The following is a 512-nucleotide window of genomic DNA, read 5'->3' on the forward strand; positions in this document are numbered from 1 at the left end:
CCTCATAGGAGCGCATGGCGCTCATCAGCGTCACCATCTCGGTCGCGCTATCCACACCGGTGTAAGCCACAAAACCCTTGTCGTTGGCCAGCGGGTGACCCGGTTCATAGACCATTCGTGGCGGCAAATCAGTCGGCTCAACCGACACCACGGCAGGTGCCGATGTACCGGTCAGGCCTGCACCGTTAACCCCGCGGCTGAAAAGATCAGCGAATGCCGGTGAGCCGGATGCCACCATCGCGGCAGCTCGAGCCACCACGCGGAGCGGCCGGTACTGGGGACCGCCCGTCTCTTGAATGGTGTTGGCATTGGCCAAATTGAGTGAGGCCACGTCGGCGCGCGTGCGCTCCAGGCTCATGCCGGCGGCGCTGATGGCAAAGGAATCGGAGTAATCCATAGGTGCAGGTCCAATACGTGAGTGATCGGTCGAACTATTTCTTGCCTTCCGTCGCTGCCGACGAAAGCATGGCGAGGTGGCGCGAAAGCCCTTTCACCAGCGCCTGGTACTGGAC

At 61.7% G+C, this 512-nt stretch carries 1 protein-coding gene; it reads right to left on the bottom strand.

Annotated elements, in window-relative coordinates:
- Positions 1-397, bottom strand: a 397-nt coding sequence (locus AC1DWI_RS26075) for a flagellar basal body rod protein FlgC (protein ID WP_477726321.1), incomplete at its 3' end; no start/stop codon positions are given.
- Between the last annotated feature and the right edge of the window lie 115 nt (positions 398-512).

Source organism: Polaromonas sp. P3_C2, from assembly GCF_056402675.1.